Raw genomic sequence first — 23,944 nt, forward strand, 5'->3', positions numbered from 1 at the left:
GAATCCCCCTTCGTCGGCGACCATCCTGGCAAACGACATCACCCGTCGTGACCGTCGATGCGCCCGGTTGCCCCCTGGCACCGGACGACTCCGCTGTGTGACCGTTCTCCCCTGACCCGAGGGAGGACCACCGGTGAGGAAGATCCTGATCCCGCTCGTCGCGGCGGCGGCCGTGACCGGACTGACGACGACACCCGCGAACGCCGCCACCGCGCAGGTGCGGTGCGAGAGCGGCCGTTCGCGGTACGTCTGCGACACCGCCTACAGCGGGCCGATCCCGACGTCGGTGCGCTGGGAGTACAACGGCGAGCCGCTGTCGGCCGCCGACGACCGCTTCGACACCGGCAAGCGGCGGCGGTGCGACGCCGACGAGGAGTTCACCGTGTCGGTCACCATCACCAGCACCACCGACGAGCCGGTGACCTCGACCGACACGTTCTACTGCGAGCCCGGCGCCTGGCCCTGATCGGCGGGCCACAGCCAGTCCAGCGCGTCCGGCACCGCCCGCAGCACCGAGATGTGCCCGTCGCCCGCGCGGACCAGCAGGTCCGACGCGGGCAGGCGGGCGTGCTGCCAGGCGGCGTGCGACGGCGGCACCACGCGGTCCTCGTCGCCCTGCACCAGCAACACCCGGCCGGTGACGTCGGCGAGGTCGAAACCCCACGGCCGGACGAACGCCTCGTCGTCGGCCACCTCCCCCTCGTCGCCGTCCTCACCCGCGCGTTGCGCGTCCTCGCCCAGGCACCGCCACTCCCCGGCCAGCGCCGCCCAGTCCGCGCCGGTGAAGCTCTCGGGGTCGAATTCCTCCTCGAACGCCGCCCGCTCCCCCGCCACCGCGGCCCGCAGCGCGCCCGGCGCGGCCATGCCCGCGAACCAGTCGAACTCCTCGGTGTAGGGCCCGACACCGGCCAGGCACACCGCGCCGACCACCCGGTCCGGCAGCGCGGCGGCGCACGCCAACGCGTGCGGCCCACCGCCCGAGGCGCCCATCACCGCGAACCGGTCGACGCCCAGCGCGTCCGCCACCCGCGCCACGTCGTCCGCCGCCGACGCCACCACCCGGCCAGGGTCCGGGGTCGACCCGCCGTACCCGGGCCGCCCGTAGGAGATCAGCCGGACACCCCGCTCCGCGCACGCCCGCACCACCGGGTCGAGCAGCGCGCCGGTCTGCGGCGAACCGTGGTGCCACACCAGCACCCGCTCCCCGGCTCCCGCCTCGTGCACCCGCACCACCCGGCCACCGGCCACCGCCACGTCCCGACCCACGTCCATGCGCCCATCGTCGTCGGCCGGCCGCCCGATGGCGAGCGGTGCGCACCCGACGCGCCGCGAAACGGCGTCCGCACGGGCGTTTTGGGGTCGGTTTCCGATCTTGGTCTCGCCGCGGGAACGGGTTGTCGAACCGGGGGCGAACGCCCGTGCCACCGCTGGTCGCACCGTGTCGGGAATGGACTACGGTGCGCCCGTCGAAAGGAGCCGACGTTGACCGACCGCGGCGATCGCATCGTGGCAGTTCTCCAGGACGCGTTCGCGGACCTGATGTCCGCCGACCCTGCCGCGTTCCGGCACAAGTTCCGCAAGATGGCCGCCGAGCCGTTCGCGTTCTACCGCGGCAGCGCGTGCCTGTTCTACGCGGACATGGCCGAGGAGCCCGACGAGTGGGCCGACGCGCGCACCAGCCGGGTGTGGATCCAGGGCGACCTGCACGCGGAGAACTTCGGGACCTACATGGACTCCGAGGGCACACTCGTGTTCGACGTCAACGACTTCGACGAGGCCTACCTCGGCGCGTTCACCTGGGACGTGCGCCGGTTCGCGGCGAGCATGGCCCTGCTGGGCTGGCGCAAGGCGCTGCCCGACGAGTCGATCGAGCAGCTGATCCGGACTTACGTCGGCGCGTACGTGGCGCAGGTGCGGTCGTTCGCGCGCAACCCCGGCGACGAGCTGTTCAGCCTCCGCCTGGACAGCACCGAGGGCGTGCTGCACCGGGTGTTGCAGCAGGCGACGCTGGCGACTCGGATCGGACTGCTGGACGAGACCACGACGATCGTGGACTACGAGCGGGTGTTCCGCCGCGACCGGCCCGGCACCCGGGAGCTCGGCGCGGACGAGCGGGCGCGCGTCGAGCGGGCGTTCGAGGCGTACCTGGACACCATCCCGTCCGGCAAGCGGGCGGCCAGCTCGCTGTCGTACGCGGTCAAGGACGTGGTGGGGCGCAGCGGTTTCGGCATCGGCTCGGCCGGGCTGCCCGCGTACAACGTGCTGGTGGAGGGGCGCACCCAGGCGTTGGAGAACGACGTGGTGCTGTCCATGAAGCAGGCCAACGTGGCCGCGCCGAGCCGGATCGTCGGCGACGAGCGGATCCGGGCGTACTTCACCGACCACGGGCACCGCACCGCCGTGTCGCAGCGCGCGCTCCAGGCGCACGCCGACCCGTGGCTCGGGCACACGCAGATCGACGGTGTCGGGTACGTGGTGGCCGAGCTGTCGCCGTACGTGGCGGACCTGGACTGGTCGGACCTGACGGAGCCGGCCGAGATGCTGCCGGTGCTGGAGTACCTGGGCCGGGCCACCGCGAAGATGCACTGCGTGTCCGACTCGGACTCGGAGCAGGCGCTGGTGGAGTTCCAGAGCGAGGACGCCATCGCGTCCGTCATCGGCGACCGGGACGAGGAGTTCGCGGACAGCGTCGTCGCGTTCGGCACCCGGTACGCCGAGCAGACCCGCGAGGACCACCGGCTGTTCGTGGACGCGTTCCGCGGCGGCCGGATCAAGGGCGTCGACGCGGTGCGCTGATCGTTTCGAGACCGGCTGTCGTACCCCGGTGCGACCGCGGCGGCAGCCGGTCTCGGGACTCCGCTGCGACTTCCGGGACCCGCCGAGGACATGCCGCTGTTCGTCGACGCGCCGGCGACCGGTCGGCGCGGGTTCCACGCCGACGCGGCGCGGATGGTGCCGCGGCTGCCGGCGAGCGCCCGGCTGACGCGGCTGGAGCGGTTGCGGCTCCGGGGTTCCGGCGGACCTGGCCACGATGCCGCTGACCCGGTTGGCCTCGTAGGTGCTGTCGCTGTCCCCGGACGAGCGGGCGGCCGGCGGGGACCTGGGGTCGGGTCGCGGCGGTGCCGGATGGCGTTCGCCCTGGCGTGCCACCTCCTGTTCGAGGAGCCGGCCGGGTCGCACCGTCCACTGTGGACCTCCGGCCGGGCGGACGCGCGGCTCGTCTTCCCCCACGGCGTGCGGCTGGTACCGCTGGTGCGGGACGAGCCGATCACCGCGCTGCACCTGGACAAGCGGGTCTACGACGGCGAGGTCGGCCTGGTCGAGCTCGGCCCGCGCGACCGGTACACCTCCTGCATCCCGCACGGGTTCGTGGCCACGTGGACCGAGGACGGCACGCCCGCCGCGTCCTCCGGCACCTCGCTGACCGCCACCGACGCGCCGCCCGCCCGGGTCCCGGTGCGGGTGCACCGCAGGCCGGCCCGCCGCGCGGGTCAGGTCGTGTAGGTGAACCGCCGCACCCGCGGCCCCCAGGTCCGGAACGCGGCCAGGTCGGGCAGCGTGACGAGCGCGGTGACCTGGCGGAGCCCGTCGTGCAGGCGCTCGTGGTCGTGCCGCAACCCGGCGTGCACCTCCGCCCAGGTGGTCGCCACGTCCCGGACCAGCACTCCGCCGGGTATCTCGTCCAGCAGCCGGTCGAGCCGGTCGGGCGCGCCGGTGAGGATGCCCAGCAGCACCACCACGGCCTGGAACGCGCCGGGTTCGTCGGCGGTGCCGAGGAAGTCCGCCGCGCCGCCGAGGTCCCGGCTCGACCGCAGCATCCGGTAGACGTTGAACAACCTCTTCGCCGCGCGGGGCGTGTCCACGAGCGGACCGAGCGCCTCCAGGAACCGCAACTCCCGGTCGGTCAACGGGTGCGGCGGCGCGGACGGCTCCACGGGCGGCGACTCCGCCGGCACCGGGAGGCCGATCGTCGGCACCGGCGTGCCCGGCTCGTCGTCCCGCGACCCCACCTCGTCCCGGACCGGCGACCGGACGTCGGCCATCGACCTGATCACCGCGCCGAGCGCCGTCCCGGTCATCGACGGCAGCGAGAACGGGATGTTGACGATCTTCTCCAGGTAGTCCTCCGGCGTGACCCGGCGCGCCGGGTCGGGGCCGCTTCCGTCGAGCACCGCCGCGTAGTGGCTGCGCAACGACCGCGCGAGCCAGCGCGGGTCGACGCCGACCACCACGACGAACAGGTCCACCGCCAGCAGCAGGTGCACCGCCTCCAGCACTTCCACCACCTGCCGGGGCTCGCACCGGTCCAGGTCGTCGACGTAGAGCACGATGCGGTCGATCGGCGGCCCGTCCGGGGTCGGGTGGTCGCGCCGGTGCGCCAGCACCTCCACCAGCTGCTCGAAGTCCTTGCGCAGCGCGGAGATCACGCCCAGGTCGCGGGTGTAGGCGTCCCGGTGCCCCGCGACGCCCGCGAGCACCTCGGCCAGTTGCGCCCGCGCCACGGCCTCGTCCGCCTCGGCCGCGCGCAGCCGGGCCACGACGTCAGCCGTCCCTTCGTGCCGGCCCGCGCGGACGTCCTCGGCGAACGACCGGAGTGCCTCGAGCCCGGCGCGGGCCCGGAGCAGCAGACCGCCGCCCAGCGCGCCGAGGAGCAGGGCCACCGCGCCGCCGAGCCACGTGATCACCGGCGCCACGACGCCCGCCGCCGTGGAACCGGCGAGCACGACGGCCGCCGCGACCGCCACCGCCGTCCCGGTCCGGCCGTGGGGCGGCACGGCGCGGAAGTCCTCGAGCTGCCGGGACAACAGCCGGGCCTGCTCGGCCTCGTCGGTCACGCCGAGCAGCCGCCACACCCGGCGCGACCCGGCGAGCAGGTCCCGCGCGGCGCGCACGTGCGCGGCCCGCGCCGCGTCCACCTCGGCGGTGAGCCGCGCGACCTCGGCCTCGGTCCGCCGGGTGACGTCGGTCAGCAGGTGCCGCAACCCGCCCGCGCGCCCGCGTGGCCCGGCGTCGGTGTCGGCGAGCCCCCGGAAGATCGTGTCGGCCAGACTCGCCCAGAGGTTCGTGTCCGCGTAGTGCCACGCGTTGAACCCGATCTGCACGATCCGCCCGCAGTACCGCGCGTCGTCCTCGCCGCCCAGCCCGCCGATCCGCGCGCGCAGCATGCCCATGAAGAAGCTCTTGCCCGAACCCCACTCGCCGAACACCCCGAGCGACAGCGGCGTCGGCGTCTCGCGCTCGGCGATCACCCCCGCCAGCATCGACACGTAGGGCGCGAGCCCCAGCCGGTCCCGGTCGACCGGGATCGCCTCGTCGTGGCCCACCAGGTCGGTCGACACCCCGCCCGCCAACTCCACCGGACCCTCGTGGGCACGGGCGCGCCAGCGGCCCGCCAACAACTCCAGGGTGTCCGGCGCGCGGTCGAAGACGACGACCTTCCGCAACGAGTACCCCGGCATCCCGGCCACCTCGGCGATCGCGTCGAACACCGCCGACGCGACCATCCCCTTCGACGCGCCCAGCTCACCGGAGCCGAGCAGGGGGATGCCGACGCTCGGATTCCCCAGGCCCAGCACCATTTCGAGCGCGTTCCTGGTGGCGAGCCGGACCGAGCCCGCCGTCACCTCACCGTCGTCCGGACGTGGCCGGACCAGGACGAGCCGGTCGGGGACACCCAGCCCCGCCGGCATCGTGACCCCGGTGGGGTTCGGCCAGGACGGCCGGGACCGGCTGAGCGTGTCCGTCAGCACCCCGTACTCCGGGAACCGGGCGATCAACGCGTTGCCCAGGCCGCCGAGCCGGTCGCCGACCGGCACCAGCAGCACCTCGACGTCCAGGTCCCACGGGGCGGAGGTGGCGGCGGCGTACACCGCGATCCCGTCGAGGTGGCCGAGTTCCCGGACGGCTGACGGCTCCACGGGCGCTGCTCCTCGGACGTCGATCGGGTCGCCGGGACCCTAGCGGGTCAGGAGCGGACCGGGACGCCGCGGAGGATCACCGCCGTCGGGGAGTCGAGGACGGACAGGTCGGTTCGCGGGTCGACGGGGTAGACGACCGCGTCCGCCGGCGCGCCCGGTTCGAGGTTGCCCACGCCGAGGTACGGGCGGGCGTGCCAGGAGGCCGCGCCCAGGGCCTCGTGCGGGGTCAGGCCGGCGGCGGCCAGCGCGCGCACCTCGTCCGCGATCCGGCCGTGCGGCCAGGAGTCCGTGCCGGCCAGGATCCGGACGCCCGCCTCGGCCGCCGCCACCACGAGCGGGCCGTGCGCGGTGGCCCCGGAGACGTACCAGTCCTTGCCCGGGCCGTCGGGACGCCTGCCGACCACGTCCAGGGAGGAGGTGATCGTCGCCAACGTCGGGGTGAGCGCGGTGCCGCGGGCCGCCATGTCGTTCAGCAGCGCCGGGTCGAGGCACATGCCGTGCTCCACCGAGTCGACGCCCGCCGCGACCGCGTTCGCCCCGCCCCGGCGGTGCTGGGTGTGCACGGCCACCCGGCCGCCCACCGCGTGCACCGCCTCGACCACCGCGGTCAGCACGTCCACCGGCACGGGCTCGCCGTCGTGCCGCCAGTCGCCGACGATCTTGGCCCAGCCGGTGCGGCCCGCCTGCCTGGCCGCGGCCGCGGGCAGGTCGGCCGGGCGCGCGGCCCAGTTGTCGAAGAACTGGCCCTGCTGGGCGATCCACGGTCCGGCGTGCCACGCGCGCGGCACGTCCGGGTCGACGCCGAACTACGGCGGCGGCTCGCCCGCGATGCCCGGCGCGCGGATCGCGGTCACGCCCGCGTCGACGTGCCGGTGCAGGTCCTCGCGCAGCAGCCGCTCGTCAAGCGGGTCGCCGGGCTTCGCCGCGCCGGGGTGCGTGTGGGCGTCGACCAGCCCCGGCACGATCCAGCCCTCGGCCACCGGCGCGACACCGGGCACCGGGTCGGTGGTCCAGCGGTCGCCGTCCGCGTAGAGGTCGACGGCCTCGCCGTCCGGAAGCGCGTACCCCCTGATCCGCACAGCCATGATCGGCACCGTACTCGTCGTGCGGGCGCCGGAGCCGGTGGTTACGGTGAAGATGCTCCGGTCGAGCCACCTGCCGAGCAGCCGAACCCCGTCACGCGGGTCGCTGCCGGCGGCCCGGAATGGAGCGCCCCCGTGCACATCGCCCTCGTCGGCAGCCCGTCCACAGCCTTCGCCGACGCCCTCTCCCGGGCCGGGCACCGGGTCGTGGTGAACCCGGACCGCCTGGTCGCCGACGTGGTGCACCGGCTGCTCGACGTGCCGGTGGACGTGTCGCCGGGCACCCCGCTCGTGCACACCTGGCACCCGCGCGAACCCGTGCCGACGGACGCGGACCGGTTCGTGGTGGCCAGTCACGTGGAGGCGGCGGCGCTCGCGCGGATGGGTCTGCCGCGCCGGCGGATCGGCGTCGTGCCGGAGGCCGTGGACCTCGCGAAGTGGACGCCGGACGGCCCGAAGGCCCGCCGTTCGGCCCGGCCGCGGCTGCTGTTCCACGGCGACGCCGACCGGGGTTTCGCGGTGCTGCGCCGACTTCCCGCGGCCGAGATGCTCGTGGTGACCGCTCACCACGACCCCCTGATCGCCCGCGCCGGCCACTGGGGCGTGGCCGACCGGGTGCGACCGATCACGTGCGCCGACCCGGCGCTGGTCAGGTCGGTCGACGTGGCGGTGCACGCGCCGACCGGGACGGAACCGGTGACGCCCGTGCTGGAGGCGATGGCGTGCGGCGTGCCGGTGGTGGCGACCGAGGTGGGCGCGCTGCCGGACACCGTGCTGCACGGCGTGACGGGCGTGCTGGTCCCGTCGGCGACACCCCGCGCACTGGCCCGCGCGATCCAGGCCCTGCTGACCGACCGCACCCACCGCGCCGCCTACGCGATCGCCGCGGTCGACCGGGTCGAGCAGCGCCACACCTGGGACCGGGTGGCGGTCGACGCGCTGCGCATCTACCACTCCGCGCTCGAGGACGTGCTGCCCGACGTCGGCCGGGAGCCCACCGCGACCGGGTCGTAGCCCACGGAACACCACGCCCGGCCGCAAACCCCGAACAGCGCCCCGACAACCGCGCCGATCCCCGCCGCGCACGCACTCTGCGGGCGGTTCCCGACCACGCCACCCCAGCCGGACCGCACACCCGCGAGCGGTTCAAGACCACGCCAACCCCCGCCACACCGCGGTCATCGCCGCACACACCCACGGGTGGCTCCCGACCACGCCGAACCACGCCGATCCCCCGTCAGACCGCGATGCCCGGCGCCGGCGACACCCGCTCCGCCGGCGGGTCGTAGGCGCGCCACGCGGCGGCCAGGCGGCGGACGGCCTCGGACAGCACGTCCGGCGGGAACACGAAGTGCACGCGGAGGTGGTCCGCCGGACCTCCCAGGCTCGCGCCCGGCAACACCGCGACACCGTGCCGCAGCGCGGTCTGGGCGAACGACGCCGCGTCGCCGTGCGGCAGGCCGATCCACAGCGTCTGGCCACCGGGCACCGGCGGCGCGTGCCACGTCGGCAGGTGCGCGGCCAGCTCGGCGCGCAGGTGGTCGTGCGCGGCCTCGCGCAGCGCCGCCTGGCGCGCCCGCAGCGGCTCCAGGGTGGGCAGGAGGTCCGCGGCGACGAGTTGCGCGGGCACGTTGCCGCCCAGGTCGTGCACCGCGCGCAGCCGGGCCAGCCGGGTGATCAACGCCGCCGGCGCGCGCACCCAGCCGACCCGCAACCCCGCCCACACCACCTTGCTCAGCGAGCCGGTCGTGATCACCCGGTCGCCCTGGTCGACCGGCGGCGGGTCGGCGCCGGGGAACGCCAGGTCCACCAACGCCTCGTCCTCCACCAGCGGCACCCCGGCCGCCGCCGCCACGTCCGCCAGCCGCCGCCTGCGCAGCGCGGACAGCACCGACCCGGTCGGGTTGTGGAACACCGGCACCACGTAGGCCAGCGCGGGCCGGGCCCGGACCGCCGCCTCGAAACCCGCCAACCCCACCGGCAGGCCCACCGGAACGGCCGCCTGGTCGCGGAACGCCTCCAGCGCGCCGGAGTACGTCGGCGCCTCCACGACCACCCGGTCACCGGGCCTGAGCAGGGCTCGCGCGAGCAGCGACAACGCCTGCTGCCCACCGGTGGTGACCATGACCTGGTCGACGGAGGTCGGCGTGCCGCGTCGGGTGAACCGGTCGGCGACGGCCCGGCGCAACACGGGCAGCCCGAGCGGGTGGTAGCCGATGTCGCCGCGCAGCGCGGCCAGCGCGGGCCCCACCCGGCCGTAGGCGTCGACCAGTTCGGGCGGCGGCGCGTCGGGCGCGGCGCACGCCAGCAGGATCACCCCGTCGCGCGGCTCCACCAGGTGCAGGAACGTCGGCGCGTCGGTCGTCGGCCGCGGCTCCTCGACGGCGCGGCCCGCGACCCGGGTGCCGCTGCCCTGCCGACGCACGACCCGCCCCTCCACCGACAGCTGGTCGTAGGCGGCCACGACGGTGCCCCGCCCGACCGCGAGCGCGGCCGCCAACGCCCGGTCCGGTGGCAGCAGCACGCCGGCGGGCAGGTCGCCGTCGTCGATCAACGCCCGCAGCCGGGCGGCGAGCAGCACGCGCAGCGGTCCGCGCCCGGCGGACCACCGGCCGAGCCGCTGGGACAGGTGCAGTGGATCCATTGACGGACCAATCTAGCCGCATTGGCTCTCGGTCCGCCGCGCCGAGCCGGCCAGGATCACTCGCATGACCCGCTTCGCCACCTTGACCACCGCCCACCTGACCGACGCCTGCCTGCGCCTGGGCCACGCCGTGCGCTGCGCACCCGTCCGCGCGGTCCACCCCGGCGACCGGCTCGAAGGCCGCGCCCTGCCCGTCCGGCACGCGGGCAGCGTCGACGTGTACCTGGAGGCGTTCGAGCGGGCCGAGCCGGGCGACGTGCTCGTGGTGGACAACGCCGCCCGCGAGGACGAAGCGTGCCTGGGCGACCTGGTGGTGCTGGAGGCGCGCGGCGCGGGGCTCTCCGGCGTGCTGGCGTGGGGCCTGCACCGGGACACCGCCGACATCACCGCGATCGGGCTGCCGGTGTTCAGCCTCGGCGCGTTCCCGAGCGGTCCCCGCCGGCTGGACGAGGTCCCCTCCGGGCCGGCCGTGATCGCCGGACACGCCGTGACCTCGGACGACGTGGTGCTGGCCGACGAGGACGGCGCGCTGTTCGTGCCGGGGGCAGCCCTGGACGAGCTGTTCACCGCCGCCGAGACCATCCGCGACACCGAGCGCCGCCAGGCCGAGCTGATCCGCGCCGGCACGTCCCTGCGCGCCCAGGTCCGCTTCACCGACTACCTCGCCGCCCGCCGCGCCGACCCGGCCCTGACCTTCCGCGACCACCTGCGCGGCGTGGGCGGCGCGATCGAGGTGTGACCCCTCTCCAGTCCACTGTGGACCGAGCCCGCCGACCGCCGGACCGCGACGCTGCCTCGCGCGCGCTCCGGCGGTCGCTCTAGGTTGTACGGCACCACCCCCGGAACGGCGGTGTGGACCGACCGCCGCGCGGGTAGGGAGTGGGCGATGAGATCACCGGTTCCCGGCGGTTTGGTGTTCCCCGGCAACGGCGAGATGGCCGCGCGGATGCGCGCCTACCCGTGGTCGGAGACCTCCGTCGGCGACCCCGCGACCTGGCCCGCGGGCCTGGCAACGGCCACCCGCATCTGCCTGACCTCGCGGTTCCCGATGATCGTGTGGTGGGGCGAGGAGCTGTCGTTCCTCTACAACGACGCCTACCTGCCGCTGCTCGGCACGAACCACCCGGCGCTGGCCAAACCCGGCCGCGAGGTGTGGTCGGAGATCTGGCACATCATCGGCCCGATGCTGCGCTCGGTGATGGAGACCGGCGAGGCCACCTGGTCGGAGGACCTGCTGCTGCCGCTGGTGCGGCACGGGTACCTCGAGGAGACGTACTGGACGTACTCCTACAGCCCCCTGCACGACGACGACGGCGTGGTGCGCGGCGTGTTCACCGCGGTCAGCGACACGACCGAGCGGGTGCTGGGCGAACGCCGGCTGGCAGTGCTGCGGGACCTCGGCGCGCTCGCGGGCAGCGCCCGGACCGTGGACGAGGCGTGCCGGCTGGTCGCCGAGGCGCTGGGCCGCGCGGGCGCGGACGTGCCGTTCGCCGCCGTGCACCTGCGCCGGCCGGGCACCGACGACCTCGTGCTCGCCTCCGCCACCACCGACGACCCGGACGCGCGGGCCCGGGAGTGGCCGCTGCGCGAGGTGCTGACCACGGACCGGCTCCAGGTCGTGGAGGGGTTCGGCCCGCTGCCCGGCGGCAGCTGGGACGCCCCGCCCACCCAGGCCGTCGTGCTGCCGCTGCGGGGTGAGATCGGCGGGCAGAACATCGGCGTCGTGGTGCTCGCGGCGAGCGCGGGCCGCATGCTGGACGAGGCCTACCACTCGTTCCTCAGCCTCGTGGCGCAGCAGACGGCCGCCCTGGTCAACGCGGCCGTCGCCTACCAGGTGCAGCAGCGGCGCGCCGAGGAGCTGGCCGAGCTCGACCGGGCGAAGACCACGTTCTTCTCCAACATCAGCCACGAGTTCCGCACCCCGCTCGCGCTGATCCTCGGCCCCACCGAGGAGCTGCGCGCGGGCCTCGCCGACGCCGACCCGCGGCTGCGCGAGGAGCTGGAGGTCATCCACCGCAACGGCCTGCGGCTGGGCAAGCTCGTCAACACGCTGCTCGACTTCTCCCGCATCGAGGCCGGCCGGATGCGGGCGAGCTACGAGCCGGTGGACCTCGCGGTGCACACCGCCGAGCTGGCCGGCGTGTTCCGGTCCGCGATCGAGAAGGCCGGGCTCGCGTTCGAGGTCGACTGCCCGCCGCTGCCCGCGCCGGTGCAGGTGGACCGCGGCATGTGGGAGAAGGTCGTCTTCAACCTGCTGAGCAACGCGCTGAAGTTCACCTTCGACGGCGGTGTGCGGGTGCGGCTGCGCGCGGACGGCGACCACGCGGTGGTCGAGGTGTCCGACACCGGCATCGGCGTGCCCGCCTCGGAGATGCCGCGCCTGTTCGAGCGGTTCCACCGGATCGAGAGCGGCCGTTCCCGGTCGAACGAGGGAAGCGGCATCGGGTTGGCGCTGGTCCGCGAGCTGGTGCTGCTGCACGGCGGCGAGATCACCGCGGACAGCGCGGAGGGCCGCGGCACGACGTTCACCATCCGGGTGCCGTTCGGCGTGGCGCACCTGCCCGCCGAGCACCTGGCGCCCGCCGGGTCGACCACCGCGCCGTCGGGCGCGAACCCGTTCCTCCAGGAGGCGCTGCGCTGGCTGCCCGCCGAACCCGACCAGCAGGCGCCGCCCGCCGCGGCGCCGCCGACCGGTGGGCCCGCGCGGGTGCTGATCGCCGACGACAACGCCGACATGCGCGAGTACCTCGAACGCCTGCTCCGGCCGTTCTACGAGGTCACCGCCGTGCCCGACGGCGAGGACGCGCTCGCCTCCGCCCGCACCGCGCCGCCGGACCTGATCGTCAGCGACGTGATGATGCCGCGCCTGGACGGCCTCCAGCTGGTCGCGGCGCTGCGCGCGGACCCGCGCACGGCGGGCGTGCCGGTGCTGCTGCTGTCCGCGCGCGCGGGCCAGGAGGCGTCCATCGAGGGGTTGGAGGCGGGCGCCGACGACTACCTGGTCAAACCGTTCGCGGCGGCCGAGCTGCTGGCCCGGGTGCGGGCGAACGTCGAGCTGGCGCGGCTGCGCAACCACCACGCGCGCTGGCGGACGGCGCTGATCGAGTCGTTGCAGGAGGGCTTCTTCGTCTGCGCCGAGGACGGCTCGGTCATCGAGGTCAACGGCGCGTTCGGCCGGATGCTCGGCTACGGCCCGGAAGGCCTGCCCTACCACCAGCCCGCGCCGTGGTGGCCGGCCGAGGCCGACGCCCGCGAGCACATCGCCCGGATGCTGGACCGCACCCTCACCGAGGCCGGCGGCACCTACACGACCCCCGTCACCACCCGCGACGGGCGACGGCTGTGGCTCGCGACGTCGTTCAACCACGTGCGGGACCCGGACACGAAGCACACCGTGATCGTCGGCACGGTCCGCGACGTCACCGCCGAGCACTTCGCTGTGCAGCGGGAGACGGCCGTCGGCGCGGTGAGCGTGCGGCTGGCGGGCGCCGCCAACCTGACCGAGGCGCTCGCGGGCGCGGCCGAGGAACTGCGGGACGTGTGGCACGCCCGCCGCGTCCTGACCGCCGTGTGGGGCGACTCGGACGTGCCGACCCTGACCTCGACCGACCCCGCGATCACGTGGGCCACGCTGCCCCCGTCGATCCGCGACACCCTCACCGCGCTGCGCGAGAGCCCGCTGCTGATCCCGGTCGGCGACGCCGGCATCGCCCTGGACCACCCCGAGGGCAGGGTGGCCCTGTGGCTCGACCTGTCCGAGCACCGCCCTTTCGCGCAGGAGGACCGCACCCTGCTCGCCCTGCTCGGCGGCCACCTGGGCCAGGGCCTGCACCGCATCCACCAGGTCGACCAGCAGCGCAAGACCGCGCTGGCCCTGCAACACGCCATCCTCGGCCCGTTCCACCTGCCGACGGGTTTCGCGGTGCGCTACGAGCCCGCCGCCCGCCCGCTCGAGGTGGGCGGCGACTGGTACGACACGGTCGCCCTGGCCGACGGGCGCATCGGCATCGTCGTGGGCGACTGCGTGGGCCACGGCCTGGACGCGGCGGCGGTGATGGGCCAGCTGCGCAGCGCGTGCCGAGCCCTCCTCCTCCAGGACAACGGCCCGGCCCGAACCCTGATGGCCCTGGACGTCTTCGCCGCGACCCTCTCCGGAGCCCGCTGCACCACGGTGTTCTGCGGCGTGCTGAACCCGGACACCGGCGAACTCGTCTACTCGAGCGCGGGCCACCCCCCGGGCATCCTGAGCCTCCCCGACGGCGCCCGCGAACTCCTGGAGGACGGCCGCTCCCTCCCCCTGGCCGTCCGCGTGGGCGCCCACCGCCCCGAGGCCACCCGCGTCGTCCCCCCGCGCGCGACGATCCTGCTCTACACCGACGGCCTGGTGGAACGCCGCCGCCGCTCCCTGGTCACCGGCATCGACCAGGCGGCCCAGGCGGTCACCGAGGGCAGCGGCGTCCCGGTGGACGACCTGGCGACGGACCTCATGTCGTCCCTGGCCCCACCGGGCGGCTACGAGGACGACGTGGCGCTGCTCCTGTACCGCCACCCGGCCCCCCTGGAAATGTCCTTCACCGCCGCCGCCGCCCACCTGGCCCCGGTCCGCCACGCCCTCCGCGACTGGCTGACCCGCTGCGACCTCCCCGACCCCCAGGCACAGGCGGTGCTGGTGGCGGCGGGCGAGGCGTGCAGCAACGCCGTGGAACACGGCCACCGCGACACCCCGGGCCGGACGGTCACGTTGAGCGCCCTGGTGACCGTGGACGACCTGCGCGTGACAGTGGTCGACACGGGCTCCTGGAAACCCCCGACCGGCACCGACGACGACCACCGAGGCCGCGGCCTGCTGCTGATGCGAGAGCTGATGGACGACGTCAGCGTCGTCACCGAACCCACCGGAACCACCGTCGACCTGCACACGAGGATCAGCCCGAGATGACAACGCCTTTGCGCTTCACGTCCACGGAGACCGCCGAGGGAACCCCGGTGCTCAAGGTGAGCGGCGAAATCGACATGTCCAACTCGGACGACTTCAACCACGAACTACGCGGCGCCCTGGCCCACCGCACCACGGAAACCCCCCTGCTGGTGGACCTGACCGCCGTGGACTACCTGGACAGCGCGGCCCTGGCAGTCCTGTTCGAACACGTGGCGTCGATCACCGTGGACACGAACAAAATGCTGGAGCCAATCCTCAGAATCTGCGGCCTCTCGGACATCGTCCCGGTACGGGTAATCCGCTAGCAACCACGCCAAGGCCACGCCCGACCAGACCGGTGGCCTCGTGTTCTCCCCGTATGGCCTGGGCGCAGCCCAACCGCATTTGGCACGGGGGCGCCGAGAACCCAGGACCGCCGCCCACACTCCAATGCCGGCGCCCCCGTGCCAAATGTGGTTGCCTCTGGCAGGCCATACGGGGAGAACACGACGCCCTTCACCCCCGGAGGCGCTGCCCGTCCGGCGAGGACGCTCTTAATCCGTCAACTCGTGGTTTCGAGCCCACCCGCCCTAAGCTGAGCAGCGGAAACGCTGCTTCAAAGATCTTTCCAGGCACCTGGGTGCCGATTTGGGTGCGAGTACGGTCCGAACCATGGCCGGCAAAGCCCTGACGCGGCCAAGGCGGAAGCCGACGCCCAGCGCGGCCCGAAATCGTCGGTCACCCTGGCCCACACCATCCACGAGTGGCGGGAAGGCATCGGAGCACGAGGCAAGCACCGCCGAGGGCTACCGGGCACACGATCACCCCGGCGCTGGGCGCGGTTCCCCTCAGCCGACTGACCACGCGCACCTTGGAAACCTTCTACGCGAACCTACGCCGCTGCCGCGTGCGCCGCGACGGCAAGCCCCACGCCGAGCAGAAGGCGGAAGGTGACCACGACTGGTCGACCTGGCGTTGGCGGGTCGGGCGACCGGTCGGCCCGACGTCGATGTCTGGCAGGCTCACGCGTCGTTCACCGCGGTTGCAACCGACCGTGCGATTTCGGTCCGCTGTCCTGTGACCGCGTCGTGCCGTCACCTGTCAACACACCCCTCACGTTTGTCCACGCCCGGAGAGGGCACCCCCGACACACAAGGAGCACACCCCCGGGAGGAGTAGGTCGTGGCTGTGGCAGCGCACGTCGGGCTCGTGGCCGGTAGGTACCGACTCGACGGGTTGCTCGGCGAGGGCAGAACCGCCACCGTGCACCGAGCCTGGGACTCCCGCCTGCGCCGCCCGGTGGCGCTGAAGTTCTTCCACACCCCCACCACCCACACCGACGACGACATCCGCACCCTGGCCTGCATGTCCCACCCCGGCCTGGTCAGCGTCTACGACGCCGGAACCGACCCGGACCACGGCCCCTTCGTCGTCATGCACCTGGTGGAAGGCCGCACCCTCCGCCAGGACCTGACCGACGGCCCCATGTCCCCGGTCCGGGTCCGCAAACTGGGCGCGCAGATCGCCGCCACGCTCACCCACCTCCACGAGCACGGCACCGCCCACCGCAACATCTCCCCGGGCAACGTCCTCGTGGAGGACGACCAGGTCGCCTACCTGGCCGACTTCGGCATGCCCAACACCCACCCCTACGCGGCCCCCGAGGCAAACCACGGCACCGCGGCCGACATCCACGCCCTGGGCGTCGTGCTCCGGGAATGCCTCACCGGAACGGTGACCGACGCCGAGCAGACCGTCCCGACCATCCCCGCGGACCTGCGCAAGATCCTCCGCTGGATGACCTCGAAGAACCCCCGCAACCGCCCCACCGCGAAAGCCTGCCTGGCCACCTTCAAGGGCGCACCCCTGGACGACGACGGCGAAGTCCTCACCGCCCGTGTCTCCCGCAAGGTGCTGGTCGCCTCGCTGGTCGCCGTGCTCAGCCTGGTGGGCACGTCCTGGATCGTCTCCCCCGACCTCCAGCACACCCCCGCCGCCACCGTCGCCGGACGCTGAAAAACGGGCCCCGCCACCAAAAATGGTGACGGGGCCCCGAAATCCACGCGCACCGACCGCTACTTGCGCGGCAGGAACGCCCGGTGCGCCTTGGAGAACTCGAAGTTGTTGTACTTGTCCCAGTTGATCGACCACGTCATCAACCCGCGCAGGTTCGGGTAGGTCGCCTTGGGCTTGTACGACCCGCAGTTCGTCCCGAGCGACACGCACTTGAACGCGGTCTGCGTGTCCGCCACCGACGTGAACCCGTTGCCCGCGTTGATCGACGCCGGGAGCCCGATCGCCACCTGCTCGGGCCGCAGCCCGGGGAAGAACTTGGTGGCGTCGCCGCGCACCGGGAAGCCCTGGAGCACCATGTCGGCCATCGCGACGTGGAAGTCCGCGCCGCCCATGGTGTGGTACTGGTTGTCCAGCCCCATGATCGGCCCGGAGTTGTAGTGCTGCACGTGCAGCAGCGTCAGGTCGTCGCGCAGCGCGTGGATCACCGGCAGGTACGCGCCGGCACGCGGGTCCGCGCCGCCGTTGCCCGCGTAGAACTGGTACCCCACCTGCACGAAGAACGTCTCCGGCGCCATCGTCAGCTGGAACTTGGCCCCGTACTTGGCCTTCAGCGTCTTCAGCGCGGAGATCAGGTTCACGATCACCGGCGTGGTGGGCGCGCGGAAGTCGGTGTCGTTGGCGTTCAACGACAGCGAGTGCCCCTCGAAGTCCACGTCGAGACCGTCCAACCCGAACCGGTCGATGATGCCGCCGACCGACCGCACGAACGCGTCCCGCGCCGCCGTCGTGGTCAGCTGCACCTGCCCGTTCTGCCCGCCGATCGAGATCAGCACCTTCTTGCCCTGCGCCTGCTTGGCCTTGATCCCGGCGATGAACTCGGCCTCGGTGTCCACGTTCGGGCACTCGGCGACCGGGCACAGGTTGAACTTCAGCTCGCCGGAGGTGACCGACGTCGGCTCGGCGAACGCCAGGTCGATGAAGTCCCAGTCGTCCGAGACGTCCTTCATCTTGATGTACCCGGACCCGTTGGCGAAGCTCGCGTGCAGGTACCCGACGAGCACCTTGCGCGGCGCCGTGCCGTCACCCGGATCGGTCGACGTCGTGGTGGTGGTCGTCGTGGTCGTAGTCCGCGACGTCGTGGTCGTCGACGTCGTGGGTGACGTCGCGGTGGTGCTGTTGTCGTTCGTCGTCGTCGGGTTCGGCGACGTGGTGGTGATCGGCGGCCCGGCACAGGACGCACCGTTGATCTTGCAGTTGACCGGCGCCGCGGTGCCGGTCCCGTTGAACCCGAACGTCACGGTCGCGCCGGGCGCGACGGAGGCGTTGTAGTCGCGGTTCTTGAAGACGTAGTGCCCGTTCGAGTTCGTCTGGAGGGCGTCCCAGTACGCGCCGACGGAGGTGCCCGAGGGCAGGTCGAACTCCACCTGCCAGGACGTGATGGCGGTGCTGGTCTCGTTCTTGATGGAGAACTGCCCCGTGTAGCCCGAGGACCAGCTCGACGTCTTGGCGAACGTCGCGGTCACCGAGGCGGCGTAGGCGGGCGAGAACCCGACCACCACCGCCCCCGCCACGAGCGCGGCGACGGCCGCCACTCTGGCCAGCAGAACCTTGCGAGACATGCTTTCCTCCCTGCGGTGGCGGCCTCCAGGTGGGGAAAATTGGACTAGACCACCGACCCGCTGTCAAGTACCGGTAACATTCCGTCAGCAGTGGAGGTGCGACCGGTGATCACCATCGACGACGGAGTGCTCGCGCACGAGGTGGCGGGCGAGGGCGACCCGGTCGTCCTGCTGCACGCCGGCGGCCTGGACATGACGACGTGGGACCGCCAGTTCGCACTGCTCGCGACCACCCACCTCGTGGTCCGCTACGACGCCCGCGGCCACGGCCGCTCGTCCACCCCCACCGGGCCGTTCGCGCACTACGTGGACCTGCTGCGGCTCCTGGACGCGCTCGCCCTCGACCGGGTGACGCTGGTCGGCCTGTCGCTCGGCGCCCGCACCTCGATCGACTTCGCGCTCACCCACCCGGACCGCGTCACCGCCCTGCTCGCGGTCGCCACGGGCATCAGCGGCATGGTCTTCGAGGACCCCTACGTGCTCGACCTGGTCGCCCGGCTCGGTCGCGCACGGTCACTGGACGAGGGCGTCGAACTGTTCCTGCGGCTGTGGGTCGACGGCCCGCACCGCACTCCCGACCGCACACCGGCCGCCGTCCGCGAACCCTGTCGACGCGCCGTCGAGGCCACCCTGGCCCGGCACGGCCCGACCGGCTTCCTGCTTCCCGTGGACATCGGCTCGATCGCCCGCGTGCACGACCTCGCGCCGCGCACCCTGGGCGTCGTCGGCGACCTGGACTCCTCCGACATCCGCCGGGTCACCCGGCTGCTGCCGGCGCACGTGACGATCCCGGGCGCGGGCCACGTGGTGAACCTGGACCAGCCGGACGCCTTCGACCAGGTGCTGCTGGACTTCCTGACCCGGTGACCCGGGCGGGGCCTCACCAGTAGAACTCGAACTCCCCCGCCTCCACGAGGTCCACCAACTCCTCCACCGAGGCCGCCCGCGGCACCGCCGTCTCCCACCCGGCGCTCGCGACACCGACCAGCAGCACCGGCGGCTCGTCCTCCCGCAGGTCGAGCACCAGGTGCTCACCCGCGCCGTCGCCGCCGATGATCGCCGCGCCGGGGTGCGCGCCCGCCCGGTCCCACGCCCGGGTCGCGGCGAGGGTTTCCTCCGGCGTGCTCAGGCTCAGGTGGTGCTCGTCACCGGTCCACCCGCGCCGCAGCCACGACGCGCCGCCCAGGTAGTCCCGCCACGCCGGCGGCAGTTCGCGTCCCAACCCCGCGCCCGCCCGGGCGAACTCCGCGGCCGCGACGGGTCCGCGGAACTCGGCGATCTCCACGATCGGGCCGTCGATCCGCTCGTTGAACCCGTCCAGCTCCTCGGCGGGCACCCAGTGCTCCAGCACGTCCCGCCCGCCGACCCGCTGCACGGGGTAGCGCTCCAGGAACGCCGCGTCGACCTCGAACCGGAGCACGTGGCCGACGCCCTCGGCCGGCACGTTCCACTCCCGGGCGATCTTCGTGGCGTACCACCGGTTCGTGACGGGGTAGAAGATCGGCTGGTCCGGCAGTCGCGGCGGCCACGCCCGCCACCCGGACCGGGCGACCAGGTCGCGCTCGACCCGTCCGGTGGGCCGCCACAGCACGGCGTTCGATTCCATGTCACCCAGAATAGGTGCGCCGCGGCACTGCCCGGCCCCACCTACTCGCCTTCGGCGGAGTCGAAGTCCACCCCGAACTCCTCGCGCAGGACGGCCGCGGCCGCGGGCGTGGCGAGCAGGTACACCGCGTCGTCGCCGTCCTCGAACTCCAGCGCGTGGAACACCCGGCCGTCCGCCGGGTCGAGCTCGTTGACCCGCTCGTAGAGGGTCAGCTGGTCGAGGTACTCGGCCGAGTCGAGGTCGATGCCCCACACCACGTCCTTGCCGTTCCAGGTGAACGACAGCTCGTCGCCGTCCAGCGCGACGTCGGCCACCCGCTGCCCGCCGACCGCGGCCGCGTCCTCCAGGAACACCCGGTAGGCGTCCTCGAGGTCGTCCAGGTCGCCGGTGTGCGCGGACACCGCCACGCCGAACCCGACCAGCGCCTCCCGCACGTCGTACCCGTCGAGCACCTCGTCACCGAACGGCGCGGCGACCTCCCGCGCCCGGTCCTCGGCGACCATGCCGAGGGCGACCAGCCGTGCGCCCAGGTGCGCGTAAGTCCTGTCCATGCCCGGAAATCCTGCCACCGCGCGCCGACCGCCGCCCGGGAATCGCCCGCGGCGCCGGCGACCTACCCTGGAGGGCATGCGGACGAGGCCCACCCTGAGCTGGACCGCGACCGGCGCGCCGCGGCCGCGGACCACGAGCCTGACCCCGGTCGTGGACGTGGTCGCCGGTCGAGGCGTGCTGGTGCTCAGCGGCGCCGGGTTGTCCACCGAGTCGGGCATCCCGGACTACCGGGGCGCGGAGGGCAGTCTGCGCAAGCACACCCCGATGACCTACGAGGAGTTCACCGGCAGCGAGCACGGCAGGCGGCGGTACTGGGCGCGCAGCCACCTCGGGTGGCGCACGATCGCCCGCGCGCACCCCAACGACGGGCACCGCGCGGTCGCCGCGCTCCAGCACGACGGCTACCTGTCCGGCGTCGTCACGCAGAACGTCGACGGCCTGCACCAGGCGGGCGGCGCGCGGGACGTGGTGGAGCTGCACGGCAGCCTGGACCGGGTGGTGTGCCTGACCTGCCGGGCCACCAGCCCGCGCGAGGAGCTGGACCGCCGGTTCCGCGAGGCGAACCCGGCGTTCGCGGGCACCGCGTCCCGGATCAACCCGGACGGCGACGTGGACCTGCCCGACGCCGACGTGGCCGGGTTCCGGCTGGTCGGCTGCGCGGACTGCGCGACGGGCGTGCTCAAGCCGGACGTGGTGTTCTTCGGCGAGAACGTGCCGAAGGCCCGCGTCGAGCACTGCTACGACCTGGTCGACCGGTCGACCGCGCTGCTGGTGCTCGGCTCGTCGCTCACCGTCATGTCCGGGCTGCGGTTCGTGCGCCGCGCGGCGCTGGCGGGCAAGCCGGTGGTGATCGTCAACCGGGGAGTCACCCGCGGCGACGAGCACGCGACCGCGCTGGTCGACCTGCCGCTGGGCGAGGCGCTCACCGCCCTGCGCGCGCGGCTCGCCGAAACAACCTTGTGAATCTGATTCACGAGTTACCGTCCTCGGGTGCAGATCCCGTGGAGAGCCGCACCGCGCGCCGCGCTGTCGAGCCCGCTCACCCTGCTGGTCGGCCTGGTGACCGCGCTGCTGATCGGTTTCGTGACCGCGGCCGCCGTGCTGCACCCGGCCGCGTCCGGCAGCGCCGCCGTCGCCTACCAGGCCGACCGGCTGTGCGCGGAGTCGCTGCGCTCGTCGCTGGAGGCCACCGTGCCGGCCGCGACCGCGTCCCGGGTGCTCGCCGAGGTGGCCGAGCGTACCGGCGGCGCGGGGGTGGCCGGCCGCTACACCCGTGAGGCCCGCACCGACTTCGGCGGCCGGCCCACGTTCGCGAAGTTCGGGTTCCGGCCCGGCGCGACCGACCACCTGACGGTGCTCCAGGGCGGAGCGAAGGACGGCCTGTGGGTGCCCGAGAGCATCGCCCGCACCGCGGACGTCAAGGTCGGCGACCGGGGCCTGGGCGGCGCGCTGCCCCCGGTCACCGCGATCTACCAGGACGTCCGCGACCCGCTCGCGCCGTGGTGGTGCTCGGAGCGGGCCCAGGTGGTGCCCAACACCATCAGCCGCAGCAAGGACGTGGCCACCGCCGTCGTCTGGATGCCCAGCGCCGAGTCGTTCGCCGCGCTGCCGCCGGCGGTGTCCGGACTCCAGGTCGACGTCACCGTCCGGTTCCCCGCGGCCGAGCCGCGCACCCTCGACGAGGCGGCCGCGCTGCTCGCGACCGGGACCGAGTCGGTCAAGCCCCTCAAGGGTTTCCGGGTCATGGCGCCGCTGGCGCCCGTGGTGGAGAACGCCCGGCAGACCGCGGCCAACGTCCGCTCCGCGATCCTGCCGCTGACCTTGATCAGCCTCCTGATCGGACTCGCGGGCGTCGCCACGGTCACCGCGCAGTGGGGTCAGCGCCGGCACGCCGAGCTGCGGCTGCTGTGGGTGCGCGGCTCGGGTCCGGCCGCGCTCGGCGGACGCGCGGTGCTCGAACTCGGCCTGCCCCTGCTGCTCGGCGGCGCGGCCGGACTGGGCGCGGCCCGACTGCTGCTGCCCGTCTACGCGCCGTCGGACGCGCTGCCGCCGGGCGCCGTGCCGACCGCGGCGTGGGCGGTGGCGGCGGTCGTCGCGGCGAGCCTGGTCGTCACCTGGGCCTCCGCCGCGCTCCGCGCGCACCGGGTGTTCCAGGCGGGTGGACCCGGCCGGGCCCGCGGCGCGCTCGCCCGGCTGCCGTGGGAACTGGCGACCGCGGGCGTCGCGGTGTGGGCCTGGAGCCGGGTGCGCACCAGCGGACTGGCCACCCCGGAGAAGATCGGCGGTCTGCCCCGGATCGACGCGGCGGCCCTGGCGTTCCCGCTGCTCGTGGTGCTCACCGCGGCGCTGCTCGCGGCCAGGCTGGTCCGCTGGGGCTTGCGCGCGTCGCACCGGGCGTCGCTGTGGTCGACGCCGACCGCGCAGCTCGCGCTCCGCAGGCTGGCCGCCGCGGCGGGACCGGTGACCGGCGTGCTGCTGGTGGGCGTGCTGGCCGTCGGCACGATCGCGGTCGGCAGCGGCGTCGCGGGCTCGCAGCGCGACGCCCTGGAGCTCAAGTCCGGCATGTACGCGGGCGCGAACACCACCGCCCAGGTCTCGGCGGACACCGTGCTGCCGGACTCGCTCAAGGGCAGCGCGACGATCGTGGGCCTGAGCAAGCTGGACGACCGCACGGCCCTGGTGGTCGACCCGGCCACGTTCGGCGACGGCGCGTTCCTGCACGACATCCCGCCCGCCGAGCTGGCCACCCCGTTCCGGGTGGGCGACGCGCCGCGCCGCGAGGTCGCGGTGCCCGGCCTGCCGCCGCTGAACCCGACCGCGCACCGGGACAGCTTCCCCAAGGTCGGCACGTCCGGCTGGGTCGTGCCGCGCGCCGCGGTCACCTCGCCCGACGCGGTGGGCTCCTGGTACGTCTGGACGACCCGGTCGCTGGACGAGCTGACCGCGGCGCTGACCGAGGCGGGCGTGAAGTACCGCAACGTCGAGGTGCGGTCGAAGGCGTTGCAGGGCTTGCCGTTCCTCACCATCCAGTGGACGTTCGGCTTCGTCACGGCGATCGGCGCGGTGCTGGCGGTGGTCGCGGCGATCGCGCTGCTGCTGGCGGTGGAGGTGCGCCGCCGGCAGAACGCGGTGTCCGGCGCGTTCAGCACCCGGATGGGGCTGCGACCGTCCGCCCTGCTGGCAGGCCACCTGCTGGAACTGGGCGCGGTGGCGGTCGCGGCGGTCGCCGTCGGCCTGGTGTCGAGCGGGGTGAGCAGCGGGATCGCGGTGCCCCGACTGGATCCCGCGCCTCGGCTCACCCCGACACCCGCGCTGCCGGACGTGCTGCCGCTGGCCGGGTTGACGGTCGCGGGCAGCGCGCTGGTGGTGCTGGCGGCGGCGTGGATCGCGGTGCGCTCGGTGCGCACGGCGGGGATCGGGGAGCTGATCCGTGGCTGACCATTTCACCGATCCCGAAGCACCCGCCGAGCACACATCAGGGGGCCGCCGCATGGCCGAACACGCACCGGGACCGCACCCCGCCCGGCACGCACCCGGCGGCCGACCCGCCACCGAGCGCGCACCAGAGGGCCGACCGTCGGCCGAGCAC

The 23,944-nt window shown here is 74.0% G+C and carries 19 protein-coding genes; 11 read left to right on the forward strand and 8 right to left on the reverse strand.

Annotated elements, in window-relative coordinates:
* Positions 1 to 133 precede the first annotated feature (133 nt).
* Entirely contained in the window at positions 134 to 466 is a 333-nt protein-coding gene (locus tag AB0G50_RS14305) for a hypothetical protein (RefSeq protein ID WP_360107170.1), read from the forward strand.
* Here the strand turns inward: AB0G50_RS14305 and AB0G50_RS14310 are convergent.
* Positions 439 to 1,272, reverse strand: coding sequence for an alpha/beta hydrolase (locus AB0G50_RS14310; RefSeq protein WP_360107173.1), 834 nt, complete (start codon positions 1,270 to 1,272; stop codon positions 439 to 441). The genes AB0G50_RS14305 and AB0G50_RS14310 overlap by 28 nt on opposite strands.
* A 267-nt stretch (positions 1,273 to 1,539) precedes the next feature.
* Here AB0G50_RS14310 and AB0G50_RS14315 point away from each other — a divergent pair, with 267 nt between their 5' ends.
* Positions 1,540 to 2,796, forward strand: a complete 1,257-nt coding sequence (locus AB0G50_RS14315) for a DUF2252 domain-containing protein (RefSeq protein ID WP_360107317.1) — start codon at positions 1,540 to 1,542, stop codon at positions 2,794 to 2,796.
* A gap of 330 nt (positions 2,797 to 3,126) precedes the next feature.
* Complete coding sequence (locus AB0G50_RS14320) at positions 3,127 to 3,504, forward strand: hypothetical protein (protein WP_360107175.1); 378 nt, start codon at positions 3,127 to 3,129, stop codon at positions 3,502 to 3,504.
* Here AB0G50_RS14320 and AB0G50_RS14325 read toward each other — a convergent pair.
* From AB0G50_RS14325 to AB0G50_RS14335, 3 genes are read right to left on the reverse strand one after another with little or no spacing between them, the layout of a single operon-like run.
* Positions 3,492 to 5,918: a P-loop NTPase fold protein gene (locus AB0G50_RS14325; protein WP_360107178.1), complete on the reverse strand. Its 2,427-nt coding sequence runs from the start codon at positions 5,916 to 5,918 to the stop codon at positions 3,492 to 3,494. The two genes, AB0G50_RS14320 and AB0G50_RS14325, sit on opposite strands and share 13 nt — an antisense overlap.
* Positions 5,919 to 5,965: 47 nt before the next feature.
* A complete protein-coding gene (locus tag AB0G50_RS14330; protein WP_360107181.1) occupies positions 5,966 to 6,706 on the reverse strand; it encodes an amidohydrolase family protein in 741 nt (246 codons plus the stop codon).
* 18 nt (positions 6,707 to 6,724) lie between these two features.
* Positions 6,725 to 7,003: a hypothetical protein gene (locus AB0G50_RS14335; RefSeq protein ID WP_360107184.1), complete on the reverse strand. Its 279-nt coding sequence runs from the start codon at positions 7,001 to 7,003 to the stop codon at positions 6,725 to 6,727.
* 132 nt (positions 7,004 to 7,135) lie between these two features.
* On the opposite strand from AB0G50_RS14335, the gene AB0G50_RS14340 reads away from it, so the two are divergent.
* Complete coding sequence (locus AB0G50_RS14340; protein WP_360107187.1) at positions 7,136 to 8,014, forward strand: glycosyltransferase family 4 protein; 879 nt, start codon at positions 7,136 to 7,138, stop codon at positions 8,012 to 8,014.
* Between the two features lie 223 nt (positions 8,015 to 8,237).
* Here the strand turns inward: AB0G50_RS14340 and AB0G50_RS14345 are convergent, their stop codons facing one another.
* Complete coding sequence (locus tag AB0G50_RS14345) at positions 8,238 to 9,644, reverse strand: PLP-dependent aminotransferase family protein (RefSeq protein ID WP_360107190.1); 1,407 nt, start codon at positions 9,642 to 9,644, stop codon at positions 8,238 to 8,240.
* 64 nt (positions 9,645 to 9,708) lie between these two features.
* On the opposite strand from AB0G50_RS14345, the gene AB0G50_RS14350 reads away from it, so the two are divergent.
* The 4 genes from AB0G50_RS14350 (at position 9,709) to AB0G50_RS14365 (ending at position 16,578) form a co-directional block, all read left to right on the forward strand.
* Complete coding sequence (locus AB0G50_RS14350) at positions 9,709 to 10,383, forward strand: RraA family protein (protein WP_360107193.1); 675 nt, start codon at positions 9,709 to 9,711, stop codon at positions 10,381 to 10,383.
* 147 nt (positions 10,384 to 10,530) lie between these two features.
* Positions 10,531 to 14,583: a SpoIIE family protein phosphatase gene (locus tag AB0G50_RS14355; protein WP_360107196.1), complete on the forward strand. Its 4,053-nt coding sequence runs from the start codon at positions 10,531 to 10,533 to the stop codon at positions 14,581 to 14,583.
* Positions 14,580 to 14,888, forward strand: a complete 309-nt coding sequence (locus AB0G50_RS14360; RefSeq protein WP_360107199.1) for an STAS domain-containing protein — start codon at positions 14,580 to 14,582, stop codon at positions 14,886 to 14,888. Before AB0G50_RS14355 ends, AB0G50_RS14360 begins: the two co-directional genes overlap by 4 nt.
* An 856-nt stretch (positions 14,889 to 15,744) precedes the next feature.
* Positions 15,745 to 16,578 carry a serine/threonine-protein kinase gene (locus tag AB0G50_RS14365; protein WP_360107202.1) on the forward strand — a complete coding sequence of 278 codons (834 nt, stop codon included), beginning with the start codon at positions 15,745 to 15,747 and terminating at the stop codon, positions 16,576 to 16,578.
* 59 nt (positions 16,579 to 16,637) lie between these two features.
* On the opposite strand, the gene AB0G50_RS14370 is transcribed toward AB0G50_RS14365, so the two are convergent.
* Positions 16,638 to 18,197, reverse strand: a complete 1,560-nt coding sequence (locus AB0G50_RS14370; protein ID WP_360107205.1) for a cellulose binding domain-containing protein — start codon at positions 18,195 to 18,197, stop codon at positions 16,638 to 16,640.
* Between the two features lie 105 nt (positions 18,198 to 18,302).
* Between AB0G50_RS14370 and AB0G50_RS14375 the strand changes: the two genes are divergently transcribed.
* On the forward strand, positions 18,303 to 19,064 hold the full coding sequence (locus AB0G50_RS14375) for an alpha/beta hydrolase (protein WP_360107208.1): 762 nt from the start codon (positions 18,303 to 18,305) through the stop codon (positions 19,062 to 19,064).
* A 13-nt stretch (positions 19,065 to 19,077) separates the two neighbouring features.
* Here AB0G50_RS14375 and AB0G50_RS14380 read toward each other — a convergent pair whose 3' ends face one another.
* Complete coding sequence (locus tag AB0G50_RS14380; RefSeq protein WP_360107211.1) at positions 19,078 to 19,803, reverse strand: hypothetical protein; 726 nt, start codon at positions 19,801 to 19,803, stop codon at positions 19,078 to 19,080.
* A gap of 41 nt (positions 19,804 to 19,844) precedes the next feature.
* Positions 19,845 to 20,354, reverse strand: coding sequence for a hypothetical protein (locus tag AB0G50_RS14385; protein ID WP_360107214.1), 510 nt, complete (start codon positions 20,352 to 20,354; stop codon positions 19,845 to 19,847).
* 76 nt (positions 20,355 to 20,430) lie between these two features.
* On the opposite strand from AB0G50_RS14385, the gene AB0G50_RS14390 reads away from it, so the two are divergent.
* Together AB0G50_RS14390 and AB0G50_RS14395 are read left to right on the forward strand one after the other, a co-directional pair.
* A complete protein-coding gene (locus AB0G50_RS14390; protein WP_360107217.1) occupies positions 20,431 to 21,318 on the forward strand; it encodes an NAD-dependent protein deacetylase in 888 nt (295 codons plus the stop codon).
* 27 nt (positions 21,319 to 21,345) lie between these two features.
* Positions 21,346 to 23,793, forward strand: a complete 2,448-nt coding sequence (locus AB0G50_RS14395; RefSeq protein WP_360107220.1) for an ABC transporter permease — start codon at positions 21,346 to 21,348, stop codon at positions 23,791 to 23,793.
* The last annotated feature ends 151 nt before the right edge of the window (positions 23,794 to 23,944 follow it).

The sequence above is a fragment of the Actinosynnema sp. NPDC020468 genome (assembly GCF_040642015.1).
Taxonomy (GTDB): domain Bacteria; phylum Actinomycetota; class Actinomycetes; order Mycobacteriales; family Pseudonocardiaceae; genus Actinosynnema.

Coding starts and splice junctions, on each gene's coding strand:
- AB0G50_RS14310 (WP_360107173.1), bottom strand. CDS start 1,272: ATGGACGTGGGTCGGGACGTGGCGGTGGCCGGTGGCCGGGTGGTGCGG.
- AB0G50_RS14315 (WP_360107317.1), top strand. CDS start 1,540: ATGTCCGCCGACCCTGCCGCGTTCCGGCACAAGTTCCGCAAGATGGCC.
- AB0G50_RS14320 (WP_360107175.1), top strand. CDS start 3,127: ATGGCGTTCGCCCTGGCGTGCCACCTCCTGTTCGAGGAGCCGGCCGGG.
- AB0G50_RS14335 (WP_360107184.1), bottom strand. CDS start 7,003: ATGGCTGTGCGGATCAGGGGGTACGCGCTTCCGGACGGCGAGGCCGTC.
- AB0G50_RS14345 (WP_360107190.1), bottom strand. CDS start 9,644: ATGGATCCACTGCACCTGTCCCAGCGGCTCGGCCGGTGGTCCGCCGGG.
- AB0G50_RS14350 (WP_360107193.1), top strand. CDS start 9,709: ATGACCCGCTTCGCCACCTTGACCACCGCCCACCTGACCGACGCCTGC.
- AB0G50_RS14355 (WP_360107196.1), top strand. CDS start 10,531: ATGAGATCACCGGTTCCCGGCGGTTTGGTGTTCCCCGGCAACGGCGAG.
- AB0G50_RS14360 (WP_360107199.1), top strand. CDS start 14,580: ATGACAACGCCTTTGCGCTTCACGTCCACGGAGACCGCCGAGGGAACC.
- AB0G50_RS14370 (WP_360107205.1), bottom strand. CDS start 18,197: ATGTCTCGCAAGGTTCTGCTGGCCAGAGTGGCGGCCGTCGCCGCGCTC.
- AB0G50_RS14380 (WP_360107211.1), bottom strand. CDS start 19,803: ATGGAATCGAACGCCGTGCTGTGGCGGCCCACCGGACGGGTCGAGCGC.
- AB0G50_RS14385 (WP_360107214.1), bottom strand. CDS start 20,354: ATGGACAGGACTTACGCGCACCTGGGCGCACGGCTGGTCGCCCTCGGC.
- AB0G50_RS14390 (WP_360107217.1), top strand. CDS start 20,431: ATGCGGACGAGGCCCACCCTGAGCTGGACCGCGACCGGCGCGCCGCGG.